We start from the raw sequence: 260 nt of genomic DNA, 5'->3' as shown, positions 1-260 counted from the left end.
ATGAAATCGTCCCTGCCCTCGAAGAACGCGGTGTGGAAGTGCTGCGCAATCGCTCTGTCGTCTGGGAAGAAAACGGGAAAGCTATACAAATTGCAGGCATCGACGACCCGCTTATGGATGTCAATATCCGGGAAGCGGAATTCACGAGCAATAGCATCGCAGAGGCGGGGCTCAGTGATGCATTCACCTTACTGCTTGCCCATCGCCCGGAACACTTGGAGACTTATGCGAGCGCAGGCATCGATGTTGTTTTTGCCGGC

The 260-nt window shown here is 54.2% G+C and carries 1 protein-coding gene; it reads left to right on the top strand.

The features are described 5' to 3' along the window. On the top strand, positions 1–260 hold a 260-nt coding region (locus tag SB822_RS58475; protein ID WP_410859294.1), incomplete at both ends, for a hypothetical protein.

Origin of the sequence: Paraburkholderia sp. SIMBA_054, assembly GCF_046534875.1 — a bacterium.
Lineage (GTDB): Bacteria > Pseudomonadota > Gammaproteobacteria > Burkholderiales > Burkholderiaceae > Paraburkholderia > Paraburkholderia hospita.
Note: the sequence above shows the minus strand (reverse complement) of the source record. Positions and strands in the feature narration are given on the sequence as shown.